At 68.9% G+C, this 14,779-nt stretch carries 14 protein-coding genes; 11 read left to right on the top strand and 3 right to left on the bottom strand.

Features of this window, described 5'->3' with window-relative positions:
- Positions 1 to 121: 121 nt before the first annotated feature.
- Positions 122 to 3,637 carry a patatin-like phospholipase family protein gene (locus QTI45_RS02230; protein ID WP_286653360.1) on the top strand — a complete coding sequence of 1,172 codons (3,516 nt, stop codon included), beginning with the start codon at positions 122 to 124 and terminating at the stop codon, positions 3,635 to 3,637.
- An 18-nt stretch (positions 3,638 to 3,655) separates the two neighbouring features.
- Here the strand turns inward: QTI45_RS02230 and QTI45_RS02235 are convergent, their stop codons facing one another.
- Positions 3,656 to 4,639: a DUF6929 family protein gene (locus QTI45_RS02235; RefSeq protein ID WP_286653361.1), complete on the bottom strand. Its 984-nt coding sequence runs from the start codon at positions 4,637 to 4,639 to the stop codon at positions 3,656 to 3,658.
- Positions 4,640 to 4,656: 17 nt separating this feature from the next.
- Positions 4,657 to 6,360: a magnesium transporter CorA family protein gene (locus tag QTI45_RS02240; RefSeq protein ID WP_286653362.1), complete on the bottom strand. Its 1,704-nt coding sequence runs from the start codon at positions 6,358 to 6,360 to the stop codon at positions 4,657 to 4,659.
- Positions 6,361 to 6,507: 147 nt separating this feature from the next.
- Here QTI45_RS02240 and QTI45_RS02245 point away from each other — a divergent pair, with 147 nt between their 5' ends.
- From QTI45_RS02245 to QTI45_RS02290, 10 genes are all read left to right on the top strand, one after another.
- A complete protein-coding gene (locus QTI45_RS02245; RefSeq protein WP_286367134.1) occupies positions 6,508 to 7,179 on the top strand; it encodes an amino acid ABC transporter permease in 672 nt (223 codons plus the stop codon).
- 5 nt (positions 7,180 to 7,184) lie between these two features.
- On the top strand, positions 7,185 to 7,838 hold the full coding sequence (locus QTI45_RS02250) for an amino acid ABC transporter permease (RefSeq protein WP_286367135.1): 654 nt from the start codon (positions 7,185 to 7,187) through the stop codon (positions 7,836 to 7,838).
- Positions 7,839 to 7,884: 46 nt separating this feature from the next.
- Complete coding sequence (locus tag QTI45_RS02255) at positions 7,885 to 8,682, top strand: transporter substrate-binding domain-containing protein (RefSeq protein WP_286367136.1); 798 nt, start codon at positions 7,885 to 7,887, stop codon at positions 8,680 to 8,682.
- A 25-nt stretch (positions 8,683 to 8,707) separates the two neighbouring features.
- Positions 8,708 to 9,481 carry an amino acid ABC transporter ATP-binding protein gene (locus QTI45_RS02260; protein WP_286653363.1) on the top strand — a complete coding sequence of 258 codons (774 nt, stop codon included), beginning with the start codon at positions 8,708 to 8,710 and terminating at the stop codon, positions 9,479 to 9,481.
- Positions 9,482 to 9,497: 16 nt separating this feature from the next.
- The gene (locus QTI45_RS02265; RefSeq protein WP_286653364.1) at positions 9,498 to 10,232 is read left to right on the top strand and encodes a sugar phosphate isomerase/epimerase family protein; all 735 of its coding nucleotides are present in this window, start codon (positions 9,498 to 9,500) and stop codon (positions 10,230 to 10,232) included.
- Complete coding sequence (locus QTI45_RS02270) at positions 10,232 to 11,191, top strand: sugar kinase (RefSeq protein ID WP_286653365.1); 960 nt, start codon at positions 10,232 to 10,234, stop codon at positions 11,189 to 11,191. The genes QTI45_RS02265 and QTI45_RS02270 overlap by 1 nt, the downstream gene beginning before the upstream one ends.
- A complete protein-coding gene (locus QTI45_RS02275) occupies positions 11,188 to 12,174 on the top strand; it encodes a 2-hydroxyacid dehydrogenase (protein WP_286653366.1) in 987 nt (328 codons plus the stop codon). The genes QTI45_RS02270 and QTI45_RS02275 overlap by 4 nt, the downstream gene beginning before the upstream one ends.
- A complete protein-coding gene (locus tag QTI45_RS02280) occupies positions 12,171 to 13,214 on the top strand; it encodes a LacI family DNA-binding transcriptional regulator (RefSeq protein ID WP_286653367.1) in 1,044 nt (347 codons plus the stop codon). The genes QTI45_RS02275 and QTI45_RS02280 overlap by 4 nt, the downstream gene beginning before the upstream one ends.
- A gap of 94 nt (positions 13,215 to 13,308) precedes the next feature.
- On the top strand, positions 13,309 to 13,548 hold the full coding sequence (locus tag QTI45_RS02285) for a FitA-like ribbon-helix-helix domain-containing protein (protein WP_286653368.1): 240 nt from the start codon (positions 13,309 to 13,311) through the stop codon (positions 13,546 to 13,548).
- Complete coding sequence (locus QTI45_RS02290; protein ID WP_286653369.1) at positions 13,545 to 13,961, top strand: type II toxin-antitoxin system VapC family toxin; 417 nt, start codon at positions 13,545 to 13,547, stop codon at positions 13,959 to 13,961. The genes QTI45_RS02285 and QTI45_RS02290 overlap by 4 nt, the downstream gene beginning before the upstream one ends.
- Here QTI45_RS02290 and QTI45_RS02295 read toward each other — a convergent pair.
- On the bottom strand, positions 13,958 to 14,758 hold the full coding sequence (locus QTI45_RS02295) for a cyclase family protein (protein ID WP_286653370.1): 801 nt from the start codon (positions 14,756 to 14,758) through the stop codon (positions 13,958 to 13,960). The two genes, QTI45_RS02290 and QTI45_RS02295, sit on opposite strands and share 4 nt — an antisense overlap.
- Positions 14,759 to 14,779 lie beyond the last annotated feature (21 nt).

The raw sequence follows: 14,779 nt of genomic DNA on the forward strand, positions 1-14,779 counted from the left end.
GCGGCTGCGAGCTTAACCAATGCGGCGCGTCCGCGCCGCACCTGCGCTCCGGCATAGGCCGTTCGAGCCATTGATCGATCTCCTCGCGCATGAAATATTGCATCGAACGACGAGGAGCCGAATGGACGAGACCATCCAGAAGCTGGTCGCCGAACGTCGCTGCGCCCTGCATGGCGCCGACGATGGCCGACGGCCCTGGGGCCTGGCGTTGTCGGGTGGCGGCATCCGCAGCGCCACGTTCTGCCTGGGCCTGCTGAAGGCGCTGGCGGCGCGGCGGCAATTGCTCGAGTTCGACCTGGTGTCGACCGTCTCGGGCGGTGGCTACATCGGCGCGGCGCTCGGGCGGCTGTGCACCAACGCCCGCTCGGCCCAGGAGGTGCGCGACATCGAAAGCGCGCTGGGCGACGTGGATCGCGCACGCTTCGGCTGGTGGCTGCGCGCCAACGGCCGCTACCTGATCCCGGGCGGGCTGCGCGACACGCTGTTCGCCACCGCGCTGTACCTGCGCAATCTTCTGGCCACCCACATCGAACTGGCGATCGCCGCCAGCCTGATAGGCATGGTGCTGGCGGCCACCAATCTGCTGTTGTGGGACGCCGTCTTCCGCGCCGTCGACCTCAACAGCGTGCCGCCCGATGCGGTGGTGCGAACGCCCGAGATGTATGCGGCGCAGTACATGCGGCTGGTGGTCGAGTGGGCGACCCAGTGGCCGACGCTGTGGTTCACGCTGGTCGGGCCCTTTCTCGCCTCGGTGGTGCTCGCCTGCGCCTACTGGTCGGTGCACGACAAGCCGTCCAGGTCGTCGATGCTGCTGCAGGTCGCGATGTGGCTGGCGCTGGGCCTGGGCGCCGCCTTCGTCGCCCCGAGGCTGATGCAGCGCTACAGCGGCCCGCCGTGGCTGGCGCCGGCCTTCGAGGCTTTCGCGGCCTGCTGGGTGGTGGCGCTGCTGTGGGTGCTGCATCGCAGCCGCAAGCAGTCGGCCGGCGAGTTGCGCAACGAACTGACCGATCGGCTGGCCTCCGTCCTCAATTCGGCCTTGCTGATCGTCATGCTGGGCCTGCTCGATCGCAGCGCCTGGTGGCTGGCGGCGGAGAGCCAGGAGCAGCGGGTTTCGTATGGGGCGGTGCTGCTGGTGGCCGCGGCGGTGCTGCGCGGCGTGCTGCCGATGCTGCTGTCGCATCGGCAGGAACTGCCCGGCATCGGCAAGACGCTGATGATGACGCTGGTCAGCCTGCTCGGGCTGGTGCTGGCCTTCTGCCTCGCCGCCTGGTGGGTCGGCGTGGTGTATGCGGCCGTGCTGCTGCCGATCTTCACGCCGGCCGGGCTGGACTTCATGCGCGGCTGGGCCTGGCTCGGCACCATCGCCGTGATCATCGGCGTCTATGCCTTCGCGACCGGCCGCAACTTCGCCTTCCTGAACGCGTCCTCGCTGCACATGTTCTACAAGGCGCGCATCGTGCGCGGCTACCTCGGCGCCGCCAATGCGCGGCGGCTGGGGGCCCGGCCGACCGACAACGTCTCCGGGCTGGAGCCGCCGGAGGTGCCGGTGGGCGAGGTCGATGCGCACGACGACATCTCGCAGCTGCACTACGCACCGCACGCCCATGGCGGCCCGGTCCACCTGGCCAACGTCTGCGTCAACCAGACGCACGACACCAAGGAGCGGCTGTTCAACCGCGACCGCAAGAGCCAGCCGCTGACCATCGGCCCGCTGGGCTGGATGCAGGCCGGAGGCGCGCCCTGGGCGCAGGCCCGCGGCGATGGCGCGCTCACCTTGGGCGCCTGGATGGCGATCTCCGGCGCCGCCTTCGCACCGGGGCTGGGGCGGCTCACCAAGCGCGGCATCTCGGCGCTGTCGGTGTTCGCGGGCCTCCGGCTGGGCTACTGGTGGAACAGCGCGGGCGCGGGCATCAGCCAGCACGGCGCGGTGGTGCATGCGAGCCCGCTGCTGATGAAGAGCCGCTTCCTGCTGCTCGAGTGCTTCGGGGCCTTTCCTGGCAGCAGTTCGGCCAACTGGTACCTGAGCGACGGCGGCCACTTCGAGAACACCGGCGCCTACGCGCTGCTGCGGCAGGAGGCGGCGCTGATCGTGATCGCGGACTGCGGCGCCGATCCGGACTACCGCTTCTGCGACCTCGAGATCCTGATCCGCAGGGCCCGCATCGATCTCAATGCCGAGATCACCTTCATGAAACCGCGGCCCGATGCCGAATGGACCCATCTCGGTGCCTTCGGCTCGCTCAACGACCTGGCCTCGCCGAGCAGCCAGGCCTGCCTGGCGCTGGCCCAGGTGCGCTACGCGAGCGGTGCCACCGGCCAGATCGTGCTCGTGAAGCCCAACGTCTCGGCCTCGCTGCCGGTCGACCTGGTGAACTTCAAGGCCGCCAACCCGCTGTTCCCGCAGCAACCGACCACCGACCAGTTCTTCGACGAGGCGCAGTGGGAGAGCTACTTCCGGCTCGGCTCGGAGATCGGCTACAGGCTGGACGGGGAGCTGCTGGCCCACGTGGCGCAGGGCGCGCCGGGCCTGTTCGTGCTCGATGATGGCCAGCCGGATTCGAGCGCCCGCGGCGCCAAGCCGACCGACAAGGACAGCGCCGCGGCCGCCGCGGTGGGATCGATGAGCCGCTTGCAGGCCCGGGTGCTGAAGGCCGGCGCGGTGACGGCGTCGATCGGCATCGGCACCGCCGCGACCTTCGGCGTCGCCGCCTGGCAGGGCATCGACAGCTGGCGCACCCAGCGCGCCGAACAGGAGCGATCCGAGAACAGCGCCTTCAAGGACCTCACCGAACGCTGGGCCCACCTGCGCAACGGAGGCGGAGGAGGAGGAGGCGATGCGCCGGCGCTGCTGGCGGCCGAGCTGCTGCGCACCGGCGACCTGCTGTGCCGCGAGGGCAGCGACAACTTCATGACGAAGTTCCGTCTCTCGGTGCGGATGGTCGACGACGCCAAGCATGCCTGTGCGGACGAGCCGGCGCAGCAGCGCACGCCGGCCTGCGCGCGGCTGCTCGATCCCGGCAACGGCATCGACTGCCTGCAGCCGGCGCAGGCGCCGCCTTGCGCGCCGCGCTACTGGGCGCGCGACTACAGCGGCCAGACCGGCTCCAAGCAGAACTGCAGTGGCACGCTGCCGGAGCCCTTCAGGCTGGCCGTCTGGCTGCGCGACCGCCTCAGCGGATTCGGGGCCGGCGATCTGGTGGCGAGCGCGCCGCCGATGGCCGGCGCAGCGCCGCCGGCGTACCCGCCGTCACCCGACGGCACGGCCGCCCTGCCACCGATTGCGCCGAACGCCTGCGAAGGGGCGGTGGTCTACATCCTGACCTACGGCACCGGCCTGCGCGACAAGGCGCGCGCCTGGCGCGGTCCGTGGCGCGAGCTCGGGGCATCGGTGCCGCCGATCGAGGATGTGCTGAGCACCTCGCGCCGCGCCGGGCGCGCGCCGCCGGTGGGGCACCCGGTGCCGACCGTCGTCATCCGCGAGGAGTCCTCGCGTGCCTGTGCCCAGGCATTGACCCGGACCGCACAGTCGCCGACCGGGCAGCCATGGGCGATCCAGCTGCTGCCGCGCCCGATCGTCGCGGACCCGGGGGCGATCGAGGTCTGGCTGCCGCGGCCTCGGGATGCAGGAGGCAATTGATCCGTCGGCCCGGCCGGCTCAGGGCCGGATCGACAGCACCAGATCGAAGAACTCGCTGCTGCCGTCGTCGTTGTCGCTGACCAGGGCACCGGTCGCGCGGCGGCGGTCCGTGTGCGTCAGCGCGACCGATTCCACCTTGGTCCTGACGGGGGCGTTGTTTCTGGAGATGAGTCGCGCGCTGCGAGTCAGGTCCAGTGTCGCGCCGTCCTTCAGCGCCGTCAGCGGAATGAGGCCCAGGTAGCTGCCCAGCACCGCCCCGTCATCGTGGGCGTTGCCGGAATTCTCCACGGAGGCGCTGTAGACCAGGCTGTCGATCTCGGGCCAGAAGTCGGCGCCGGAGAATCCCGCCTCCACGCCCTGCAATCGCGGCAGCTGCGCTTCGTGCATCCGGATGCCGGCGATCCTGCGGGTCTTGCCGGTCATGTAGTCCATGAGATCGCCGAGCGCCACCTTGAACACCAGGTTGCGCACGGCGTTGCCGCGATTGAAGAAGAAGGCATCGCCGCGGGCGATCGCCAGGGCTTCGATGTTGACGGCCTGGCCGCCCTGGAAGCCCGCCAGGGCCGCGAAGTCCTGATAGAGGCCCCCCATGTCCTGCGCACGCACTTTGAACTTGCCGTCGGTGGAGACGAGCAGGCCCAGCTCCCGCGTCCCCTTCACGCCGCCCGAGCCCAGGATCAGGTTCCAGACCGACCCGTTCCAGGCCACGCTTGCCATGGCCTCGAAGTCCGGCTTGAGCTTCTTCGAGATGCGGCCGTCGGCCTGGACCGGGTAGTCCTTCAGCAGCACGCGATCGGTGATCGCGAACTTGCGGTCGAGCACGAACAGGTAGGGCGAGTCGTCGCCGACCACGAAGTAGCGGCCCTTGTGCCAGCTCATGCCGGAGCCCGACGGCAGCTTCTTCTCGACGACGGGCCCGCGGATGCGGATGTCCAGGTCGTGCGCCTGGGCGCACCATGCCAGCGTGGCGAGCAGCAACGAAGCGAACAGCTTTCTTGTCATGGGAACAGCCCGCTCCTTCAGCCCGAGCCCGCGCGCCAGACCCGCGCCAGCACGCCGAGCTTGCTGCGCAGCGTGTGGCGCTCGTCGGACAGCGCATCGATGAAGTCCGACAGCCGCTTCGACTTGACCATGGTGTAGACCGTGAGCCAAGTGGTGAACGCGAAGACGATGCCGAACCACAGCAACTTGCGCCACAGCGGCGAGTCGGCCTCGGCCAGCAGGTTCATGCCGAGGAAGCCGGTCGTGATGGTGCCGATCAGGCCGAACAGCGTCACCACCGTGAGCCGCACCACCGTGTTGGCCTGCCGGCGCAGGCTGTCGGCGTCGAGGTAGGTGTTCATGTCGGCGATGCGCTCCTTGACCTCGTCGTAGAGCGGATCGAGCCCGAGGTGCGTGGCGCACAGGTGCGACAGCGCGCGCACCTGCGCCTGCTCCGAGATCTCGTGGAACCAGTAGCGGTGCGTGAAGCGCAGGAAGCCCTCGAAGCTGGCGCGGATCGCGCGCTTGAAGCGCTTCACGCTGGCGACGTCGTGGATGTCGAGATTGCGCAGGGCCTCGACCAGCCGGTCGGAGTACATGAGCAGCGCCGCCTTCTGGAAATGCGCGATCAGGAACAGCAGGAAGTGCTGGTGGCGGAACTGCGCCAGCACGCCGCGGTCGCGGCAGCAGAAGTACTCGGCATGGGCGTCGCCGATCACGATCAGGGCGCGGCCGTTGCACAGGTAGCGCGTGCGCGGCGCGGCGCCGGCATCGGTCCAGAAGCGGTCGTAGCAATAGCGCTGCTCGAAATCGGCCACCTGCTCCTCGATGTAGGGCAGGGGGCCGGACGCGCCGGTGGCCGGCTCGGCCGTGCCGGTCACCATCGCGAGCCGGATGAAATCGCTGCGCGAGAGGCGGCGCGGGTCGTCGAGCGCCAGGTAGGCCATCACCGGCATCCGGTAGTACTCGATCTGGCGAAAGCGCAGCGCGCCGGCCTCGTCCGAATGGTCGCTGACCAGCGGCCTCATGAGCCAGGCCCAGTGGGCGGCGAGCCGCGGCGCGCGGTGCTCCGCCACGTGCGCGAGGAAGGCCTCGCGCTGCTGCGCATCGGAGGCGGCCAGCACGCTGCCGTCGGCGGCCAGCCATTCGACGCTGTGCATGCAGTGCAGCGCCTGCCCCTGCGCGTCCCAGCCGCCCGGATAGGCGCGGCCGAAGCGATACAGGATCTCCTGCGCCTGCGCGAGGCTCAGGTGGTCGACGCCGACCTCGAGGTTGAGCAGCACCACGTCGACGTCGAAGAAGAAGTAGAGATCGACATGCACCACCTGCAGCGTGATCGGCGCGTCGCCTTGCCGCGCCACCACGCGCACCGCGGCGATGTCGCTGCGGCGGAAGACCCGCATCGGGGAGTCGCCGCCGTTGGCGCCGCCGGCCGCGCGGCCCTTGCGGCCGTCGCCGTACAGGAAGCGCTGCACATAGGGCAGGAAGCTCACGAACTCGTTGTAGTGGCGCTCGTGGAAGCGGTCGCTGGCGCCGGTGTACTCGTCGATCTCCTCGCGCCAGGGGGAGGCGTCGCCGAGGTCGCGCAAGACCTGCCACGGGCCGCGATGCGCATGGCGCGGCTGGGTGGTCGGCATCAGGCGCAGGGGCCAAAGAAGGGTCTGGCGCAGGTGCTTCACGGGAGCTGCTGCAACTGCGCCGGAAAACTCTGCTTCGGCGTCCGCCGTTTCGGTGAAGGGCATCTCGCCAGTGTAGGCATGGCGCTGTCCTAGGGAAATCCCTAGGCTGGTGCTGAAACCGGTTTCACATACACTTCGGTGCCCTGCAATGAAGTGCTTTTGTTTGCACGGCGCACCAACACCGAACCTGTCACCGAACCGACGCCTCCCGTGAACTACCAATTCCAGTTCGACGCCGTCTTCGCCGCCTGGCCTCTGCTGCTCAAGGGCACCTGGATCACGATCCAGCTGTCGCTGGTGGCGACGCTGCTGGGCCTGGTGGTGGCGGTCTTCTGCGCCTGGGGCAAGACCTCCGGGCCCGCCTGGCTGCGCTTCATCGTCAATGCCTACATCGAGGTGATCCGCAACACGCCGTTCCTGGTGCAGTTGTTCTTCTTTTTCTTCGCGTTGCCGGCGATCGGGCTGCGCTGGTCGCCCTACACCGCGGCGCTGACCGCGATGGTGGTCAACCTCGGCGCCTACGCGGCCGAGATCGTGCGGGCCGGCATCGAGTCGATTCCCAAGGGACAGATCGAGGCCGGGCGGGCGCTCAACCTCAAGCCCTGGGAGATCTTCCGCTTCGTGATCATCAAGCCGGCGCTCAAGGCCATCTACCCGGCGCTCACGAGCCAGTTCATCCTGCTGATGCTGAGCTCCGCCGTGGTCTCGGTGATCTCGGCCGACGACCTGACCTCGGTGGCCGCCAACCTGCAGTCGCAGACCTTCCGCAGCTTCGAGATCTACATCGTCGTGGCCTGCATCTACCTGGCGCTGTCGCTGGCGTTCTCGGCGCTGTTCAAGTTGATCTACAAGCGCACCCTCAACTATCCGGATCGGCGCTGAACACCATGCGTACCTTCGGCTTTCCCGAATTCCTGTTCATCCTCGAAGCGGCCCAGTGGACGCTGGCGCTGTCGGCGATCGCCTTCGTCGGCGGCGCGATCCTCGGCCTCGCGATCGCGCTGGCGCGCACCTCCGACAACCAGGCGGCGCGCCTGCTGTCGACCGGCTTCATCCAGATCTTCCAGGGCACGCCGCTGCTGCTGCAGCTGTTCCTGATCTTCTTCGGCGCGCCGGTGCTGGGGCTCGATATCAATCCCTGGATCGCGGCGGGCATCGCGCTGGTGCTCAACAGCGCCGCCTTCCTCGGCGAGATCTGGCGCGGCTGCATCGAGGCGATCCCGCGCGGCCAGTGGGAGGCGGCCGAGGCGCTGAACCTCAACTACGGCGCACGGATGCGCGACGTGGTGCTGCCGCAGGCCTTCAAGATCGCGCTGCCGCCCACCGTGGGTTACCTGGTGCAGATCATCAAGGGCACTTCGCTGGCGGCCATCATCGGCTTCACCGAAATCACGCGCGCCGGCCAGATCATCAACAACGCCACCTTCCAGCCGCTGCATGTGTTCACCACCGTGGCCGCGATCTATTTCGCGATCTGCTGGCCGCTGTCGCTGCTGGCCGCGCGCATGGAGCGCAAGCGCGCCCGTGCATTGGCCCGCTGAGTTTTCCCGTTCTTCATCCAAGTCCTCAACCTAGGAGACCTTCGACATGATCCGTTCCACCACCCGCCGCGCTGCGATCGCAGCACTGGGCCTGGGCGCCGCGCTGACGGCGTTCGCCCCCTTCGCTTCGGCCCAGAGCGTGGCCGACATCAAGAAGAAGGGCGAGATCACGATCGGCATGCTGGTCGACTTCCCGCCCTACGGCACCACCGACGCGAAGAACCAGCCCGACGGCTACGACGCCGATGTCGCCAAGCTGCTGGCCAAGGAGTGGGGCGTCAAGGCCAACATCGTGCCGGTCACCGGCCCCAACCGCATCCCCTTCCTGCTGACCAACAAGGTCGACCTGCTGGTCGCCTCGCTGGCGATCACGCCCGAGCGCGCCAAGCAGGTGCAGTTCTCGCAGCCGTACGCGGCAGCGACCATCGTGCTGTACGGCAAGACCGGCACGCCGATCAAGAGCGCGGCCGACCTGAAGGGTCTGCGCGTGGGCGTGGCGCGTGCCAGCACGCAGGACGTGGCCGTGACCAAGGCGGCGCCCGAAGGCACCGAGATCCGTCGCTTCGACGACGACGCCTCGGCCATGCAGGCCCTGATGTCGGGCCAGGTCGACGCCATCGGCGCGTCGACCACGGTCGCGGCGCAGATCGCCAAGCGCGTGCCGCCGAACACCTTCGAGAACAAGTTCAACCTGGTGCAGCAGAACATGGGCATCGCGATGCGCCCCGGCCAGGACGAGCTGACGAAGGCGGTCAACGATTTCGTGGCCAAGAACTCGGCCAACGGCGAGCTGAACAAGCTCTACCAGAAGTGGCTGCAGACGGATCTTCCGAAGCTGCAGTAAGACGAACCGACCCCAGGGAACATCCATGAGCGACGCAGCCACGACCAACGCCGATCCGATCATCCGCATGGACGCGGTCAACAAGTGGTACGGCAGCTTCCAGGTGCTGACCGGCATCGACCTGTCGGTGCGCACCGGCGAGCGCATCGTGATCTGCGGACCCTCGGGCTCGGGCAAGTCGACCCTGATCCGCTGCATCAACCGGCTCGAGACGGTGCAGAAGGGCAGGATCGTGGTCGACGGCATCGACCTCACCGCCGGCGGCAAGAACGTCGACGCGGTGCGGGCCGAGGTCGGCATGGTGTTCCAGCAGTTCAACCTGTTCCCGCACCTGACGATCCTGCAGAACTGCACGCTGGCGCCGATGCGCTCGCGCGGCATGAGCAAGACCGAGGCCGAAGAGGTGGCGATGAAGTACCTGACGCGGGTGCGCATCCCGGAGCAGGCCCACAAGTACCCGAGCCAGCTCTCGGGCGGCCAGCAGCAGCGGGTGGCGATCGCGCGCGCGCTGTGCATGGCGCCCAAGATCATGCTGTTCGACGAGCCCACCTCGGCGCTCGATCCCGAGATGGTCAAGGAAGTGCTCGACACCATGATCGGGCTGGCCGAAGATGGCATGACCATGCTGTGCGTGACGCACGAGATGGGCTTCGCACGCAGCGTGGCCGATCGCGTGATCTTCATGGCCGACGGCCGGATCATCGAGCAGGGCCCGCCAACCGAGTTCTTCGGCAATCCGCAGCACGAGAAGACGCGCCAGTTTCTCGGCCAGATCCTCAGTTCACACCAGGCGCACTGACGCCGCGATCGACGACATGACGCCGGTTCTGATTTCTCTTTCATCTTTCGGCGCCGCGGAGATCGGGCGCCATGGCCAGCTCTGGTGCGCGCAGCTCGCGCGCGCCGCCGGTGCCGACAGCGTCGAGGTGCGCGGCGAACTGCTGCGCGACCCGGTCTCGGAACTGCCCGCGATGGCAGGCCTGGCCTCGGTCTATTCCAGCCCCGAGGGGCTGTGGGCCGAGGGCGGCTGGCTGGACAGCGCCGCGCTCGGCCGCGGCATCGCCGCGGCGACCACGCTGGGTGCCAGGCGGCTCAAGATGTCGATCGGCGACTTCGGCCCGGCCTCGCACGGTTCGCTGTGGGGCCTCAAGGTGCAGCTGGCCGAGACCCGGATCGAGCTCGTGATCGAGAACGACCAGACCGTCGCGGCCGGCACGCTGCCGGCGCTGCAAGCCTTCTTCGACGCCGCCGACCGCGCGGGCCTCGAGCTCGGCATGACCTTCGACATGGGCAACTGGCACTGGGTCGGCGAATGCCCGCTGCAGGCGGCCCAGGCGCTGGGCCGCCGCGTGCGCTATGTGCACTGCAAGGGCGCGCAGCGGCTGGCGGCCAAGTGGGTCGCGGTGCCGCTGGCCGACTCGGCCGCGCCATGGCGCGCCGTGCTGCGCGCGCTGCCGGCCGACGTGCCGCGCGCGATCGAATACCCGCTGGTCGGCGACGACCTGCATGCCGTCACGCGCGACCAGGTCGCGCTCATCCGGGCCCTGTGATGACGAACACTTCCGCTGCCGCCTTCGATGTCGCGCTGTTCGGCGAGGCCATGCTGCTGCTGGTGGCCGATCGACCCGGCCCGATCGAGAACGCCACCGCCTTCCACAAGCGCACCGCCGGTGCCGAGACCAACGTCGCGATCGGCCTGTCGCGCCTCGGCCTGAAGGTCGGCTGGGCCAGCCGGCTCGGCACCGACTCGATGGGCCGCGCGCTGCTGGCGGCGATGCAGGACGAGGGCATCGACTGCTCGCACGTGATCTGCGATGTGAGCCAGCGCACCGGCTTCCAGTTCAAGGGCCGGGTGACCGACGGCAGCGACCCGCCGGTCGAATACCACCGCAAGGGCTCGGCCGCCAGTCACATGGGCCCGTCCGATGTCGACGAGGCCTGGCTGCGTTCGGCGCGTCACCTGCACGCCACCGGCGTGTTCGCGGCGATTTCCGACACCAGCCTGCAGGCGGCCATCCGATGCATGGACGTGATGCGCGCGGCCGGCCGCACGATCTCCTTCGATCCCAACCTGCGGCCGACGCTGTGGTCGTCGCCGGAGACGATGCGGCACTGGATCAACGAACTGGCTTCGCGCGCCGACTGGGTGCTGCCCGGCATCGAGGAGGGCCTCATCCTCACCGGCGAGACGACGCCCGAGGGCGTGGCACGCTTCTATCGCCAGCTTGGCGCGAAGCTGGTGGTCGTGAAGCTCGGCGCCGAAGGCGCCTACTACGACAGCGATCTGGCCGGCACGGGGCGTGTCGAAGGATTCCCGGTCAAGGAGATCATCGACACCGTGGGTGCCGGCGACGGCTTCGCGGCCGGCGTGGTCAGTGCCTTGCTCGAAGGCCGGACGGTGCCCGAGGCGGTCCGCCGCGGCGCCTGGATCGGTGCCCGCGCGGTGCAGGTGCTCGGCGACACCGAAGGCCTGCCGACGCGCGTGCAGCTCGAGGAGGCCGGCCTGTGACACGCAAGAACGTCCTCGTGTTTCGCGAGTTGCCCGACGACCAGCTCGCGCGGCTGCAGGCCGCGCACGAAGTCACGGTCGCCAATCCGCGCCTGGACGCGCAGCGCGCCGCCTTCGACGCGGCGCTGCCGCTGGCCCATGGCCTGATCGGCTCCAGCTTTCCGGTCGACGATGCGCTGCTGGCGCGCGCGCCGCGGCTCGAAGTCGTGTCCAGCGTCTCGGTCGGCGTCGACAACTACGCGCTGGCCTCGCTGCATGCGCGCGGGATCCTGCTGTGCCACACGCCGGGCGTGCTCGACGAGACCGTGGCCGACACGGTGTTCGCACTCCTGATGGCCACCAGCCGCCGGGTCGTCGAACTCTCCAATCTGGTGCGCGACGGCGCCTGGACGAAAAACATCGCCGAGGACCTGTTCGGCTTCGATGTCCATGGCAAGACGCTCGGCCTGCTGGGCTTCGGGCGCATCGGCCAGGCGATCGCCCGCCGCGCTGCGCTGGGCTTCGGCATGCCCGTGCTGTACCACGCACGCCGGCCGGTCGACCTCGCGTCGCAGGCGCCGGAGCTGCAGGGCCGCGCCGTCCACACGCCGCTCGCCGAACTGCTGGCGCGCGCCGACTTCGTGGTCGCGATGCTGCCGCTGTCCGACAGCACGCGCGGCATGATCGATGCGAGCGTCTTCGCCGCGATGAAGCCGGGCGCGGTCTTCATCAATGGCGGCCGCGGCGCCACGGTGCAGGAAGACGCGCTGCTGGCGGCGCTCGATCACGGCACGCTGCGGGCGGCCGGCCTCGATGTCTTCGCGACCGAGCCGCTGCCGGCGGCGTCGCCGCTGCGCACCCATCCGCGCGTGACGCCGCTGCCGCACATCGGCTCGGCCACGCACGAGACCCGGCACGCCATGGCCGAGCTGGCGACCACCAACCTGCTGCAGGCGCTCGCCGGCGAACGCCCCGCGGCGGTTTTCGACACCGCTTCCGCGTGAGCGCCGCAGCCCCAGCGCCGCGGCCGGCGCGCGCCACCATCGCCGACGTGGCCAAGGCGGCCGGCGTCTCGAAGGCCACGGTGTCGCGTTTCCTGAACCACCGCGAACGGCTGCTGAGTCCCGACATCGCAGCCCGGGTCGAAGCCGCAGTGGCGCAGCTGGCCTATACGCCGAGCCCGATGGCGCAGGCCCTGAGCCACGGCCGCTCGCGCCTGATCGGCCTGATCGTGGCCGACATCACCAATCCCTATTCGGTGGCCGTGCTGCGCGGCGCGGAGAAGGCCTGCCAGGATGCGGGCTACCTCGTGATGCTGTTCAACCTCGGCAACGACATCGACCGCGAGCGCGAGGCGATCAATGCGCTGGCCGGCTACCAGGTCGATGGCTTCATCCTGAACACGCTCGGGCGCGGCGCCGGCCTGGTCGATGCCGACGCGCTGCACGGCAAGCCGGCGGTGCTGGTCGACCGCCGCCATGCGGGCATGCACACCGACTTCGTCTCGCTGGACAACGCCGCCGCCATGAAGTCGGCCTGCAGCCATCTGGTCGACGGCGGCTACCGCGAGTTGCTCTACATCACCGAACCGCTGAAGGGCGTGAGCTCGCGGCGCGAGCGGACCGCGGCCTTCGGCGACTGCGTGACGGCCCACGAGCCACGCGTGGCCGGCGAGGTGTACGAATCCACGGGTGACGACGGCGATGGCCTCGACGCGGCGCTGCGCGCCCTGCACAAGCGGGCGAAGCGCGGCAAACGCGCGGCGGTGCTGGCGGGCAATGCGGTCGTGACCCTGCGCGTGGCAGCGGCGATGGCGCGGCTGGGCTTGCGCTTCGGCGAGGACATCGGCTTCGTGGGCTTCGACGACCCCGAATGGGCGCCGCTGATCGGGCCCGGCCTGAGTGCCATCGCGCAGCCGACCGAGGAAATCGGCCGGACCGCGGCGACCTGCCTGCTGGAGCGGCTGAAAGGGCTGGAAGGGCCGGCGCGGCAGCTGCTGCTGCCGGGGGAGCTGGTGGTGCGGGGGTCGTCGGGCGGGGGGTGAGGCCGGGGCTGTGGCGGGCGGTTGCCGCAGCCTTCTTCTTGACGTCAAATAAATAAAATGACATCATTGAATGCATATCTAAAGGGTGAAGTCAATGCCAGTCATCACCGTTCGAAATCTCCCCGACGAGGTACACCGCGCCATTCGCGTGCGTGCGGCCACGCATGGCCGCAGCACAGAGGCTGAAATCCGCTTCATCCTGGAGGCGGCGGTAACGCCTGAAGCACGAGTCAAACTTGGTTCCCTGCTGGCGGAAATCGGCCGCGAACTCGGAGGCATCGATCTGAAAATCAGCCGGGACAAGACGCCCGCGGAGCCTTTGAGATTTGAATGATCCTGCTCGACACCAACGTCATATCGGAACCCATGCGCGTCGCCGATGGCCGCGTGGTGGCATGGATCGATGCGCAGCGCATAGAAACGCTGTACATGGCCGCGATCACGGTTGCCGAGTTGCGCTTCGGCGTGGCGGCAATGCCGGCCGGGAAGCGCCGCGATGCCTTGCACGAGCACATTGAAAATCGGGTCCTTCCGTTGTTCAGCGGCCGCGTGCTGCCATTCGACCTGACCGCTTCGCAAGCCTATGCCGAACTGATGGCACGGGCGCGAAGCGACGGCTTGGCGATCGGGGTGGCAGATGGCTATATCGCGGCGATCGCGCGCGTTCACGCATTTTCGGTCGCGACCCGTGACACGAGTCCTTTCGAGGCAGCAGGGCTGGCGGTGATCAATCCCTGGGTTGGCTAGGCCCGCGTGCTGCCGAAACCGTCCTCGACCAGCGCCAGCACCCGCAGCGGACTCCCCGACCCCTCCTGGATCTTCAGCGGCGCCGACACGATCAGCGTCCCGGTCGGCGGCAGCTGGTCGAGGTTCTTCAGGCATTGCAGTCCGTAGCGGTTCGCGCCATGCATCAGCGTGTGGCAAGGGTAGGCGAGCGGCCATCCATGCGACTGTCCCGCATCGGTGTTGATCGTCTCGACGCCGAAGCCGTGCACCTTGCGCTCGCCGATCAGCCACTCGACCGCCTCCTGCGTCGGCCCCGGCGTATGGGCGCCGTCCTCGCGCATGTTGACGAAGGCGGCCGGATCGGCGATGCGCTTGGACCAGTCGGTGCGCAGCAGCACCCAGGCGGCTTCGGGGATGCGGCCGTGGCGCGCTTCCCAGGCCTGCAGGAAGTCCACCGTCAGCAGCCAGTCGTGATCCTCGGCCACCTCGGCGCTGGCATCGACCACCACCGCCGGCGCGATGAAGTTGCCGGCGTCGATGGTGTCGACCGTGTTGCCCGGATGGTCCTTGCCGGTCACCCAATGGGCGGGCGCGTCGAAGTGCGTGCCCGTGTGCTCGCCGCAGGTGAAGTTGTTCCAGTACCAGCCGGGACCGGCATCGTCGTAGCGCGAGATGCGCTCCATCTTGAATGCCGCGACCTGGCCGAATTGAGGCGGCAGCTGCAGCGGCGGGAAATCTTCGCTCAGGGTGTGGGTCAGGTCGATCGTGCGAACCGAGCGATCGCGCAGGGCCGCGGCCAGGTGGGTCAGGATGCTCATCGGGGATTCCTATGCGGGGGA

This window comes from Variovorax saccharolyticus, from assembly GCF_030316765.1.
Lineage (GTDB): Bacteria > Pseudomonadota > Gammaproteobacteria > Burkholderiales > Burkholderiaceae_C > Variovorax > Variovorax saccharolyticus.

Coding starts and splice junctions, on each gene's coding strand:
- QTI45_RS02230 (WP_286653360.1), top strand. CDS start 122: ATGGACGAGACCATCCAGAAGCTGGTCGCCGAACGTCGCTGCGCCCTG.
- QTI45_RS02235 (WP_286653361.1), bottom strand. CDS start 4,639: ATGACAAGAAAGCTGTTCGCTTCGTTGCTGCTCGCCACGCTGGCATGG.
- QTI45_RS02240 (WP_286653362.1), bottom strand. CDS start 6,360: ATGCCCTTCACCGAAACGGCGGACGCCGAAGCAGAGTTTTCCGGCGCA.
- QTI45_RS02250 (WP_286367135.1), top strand. CDS start 7,185: ATGCGTACCTTCGGCTTTCCCGAATTCCTGTTCATCCTCGAAGCGGCC.
- QTI45_RS02255 (WP_286367136.1), top strand. CDS start 7,885: ATGATCCGTTCCACCACCCGCCGCGCTGCGATCGCAGCACTGGGCCTG.
- QTI45_RS02260 (WP_286653363.1), top strand. CDS start 8,708: ATGAGCGACGCAGCCACGACCAACGCCGATCCGATCATCCGCATGGAC.
- QTI45_RS02265 (WP_286653364.1), top strand. CDS start 9,498: ATGACGCCGGTTCTGATTTCTCTTTCATCTTTCGGCGCCGCGGAGATC.
- QTI45_RS02270 (WP_286653365.1), top strand. CDS start 10,232: ATGACGAACACTTCCGCTGCCGCCTTCGATGTCGCGCTGTTCGGCGAG.
- QTI45_RS02285 (WP_286653368.1), top strand. CDS start 13,309: ATGCCAGTCATCACCGTTCGAAATCTCCCCGACGAGGTACACCGCGCC.
- QTI45_RS02290 (WP_286653369.1), top strand. CDS start 13,545: ATGATCCTGCTCGACACCAACGTCATATCGGAACCCATGCGCGTCGCC.
- QTI45_RS02295 (WP_286653370.1), bottom strand. CDS start 14,758: ATGAGCATCCTGACCCACCTGGCCGCGGCCCTGCGCGATCGCTCGGTT.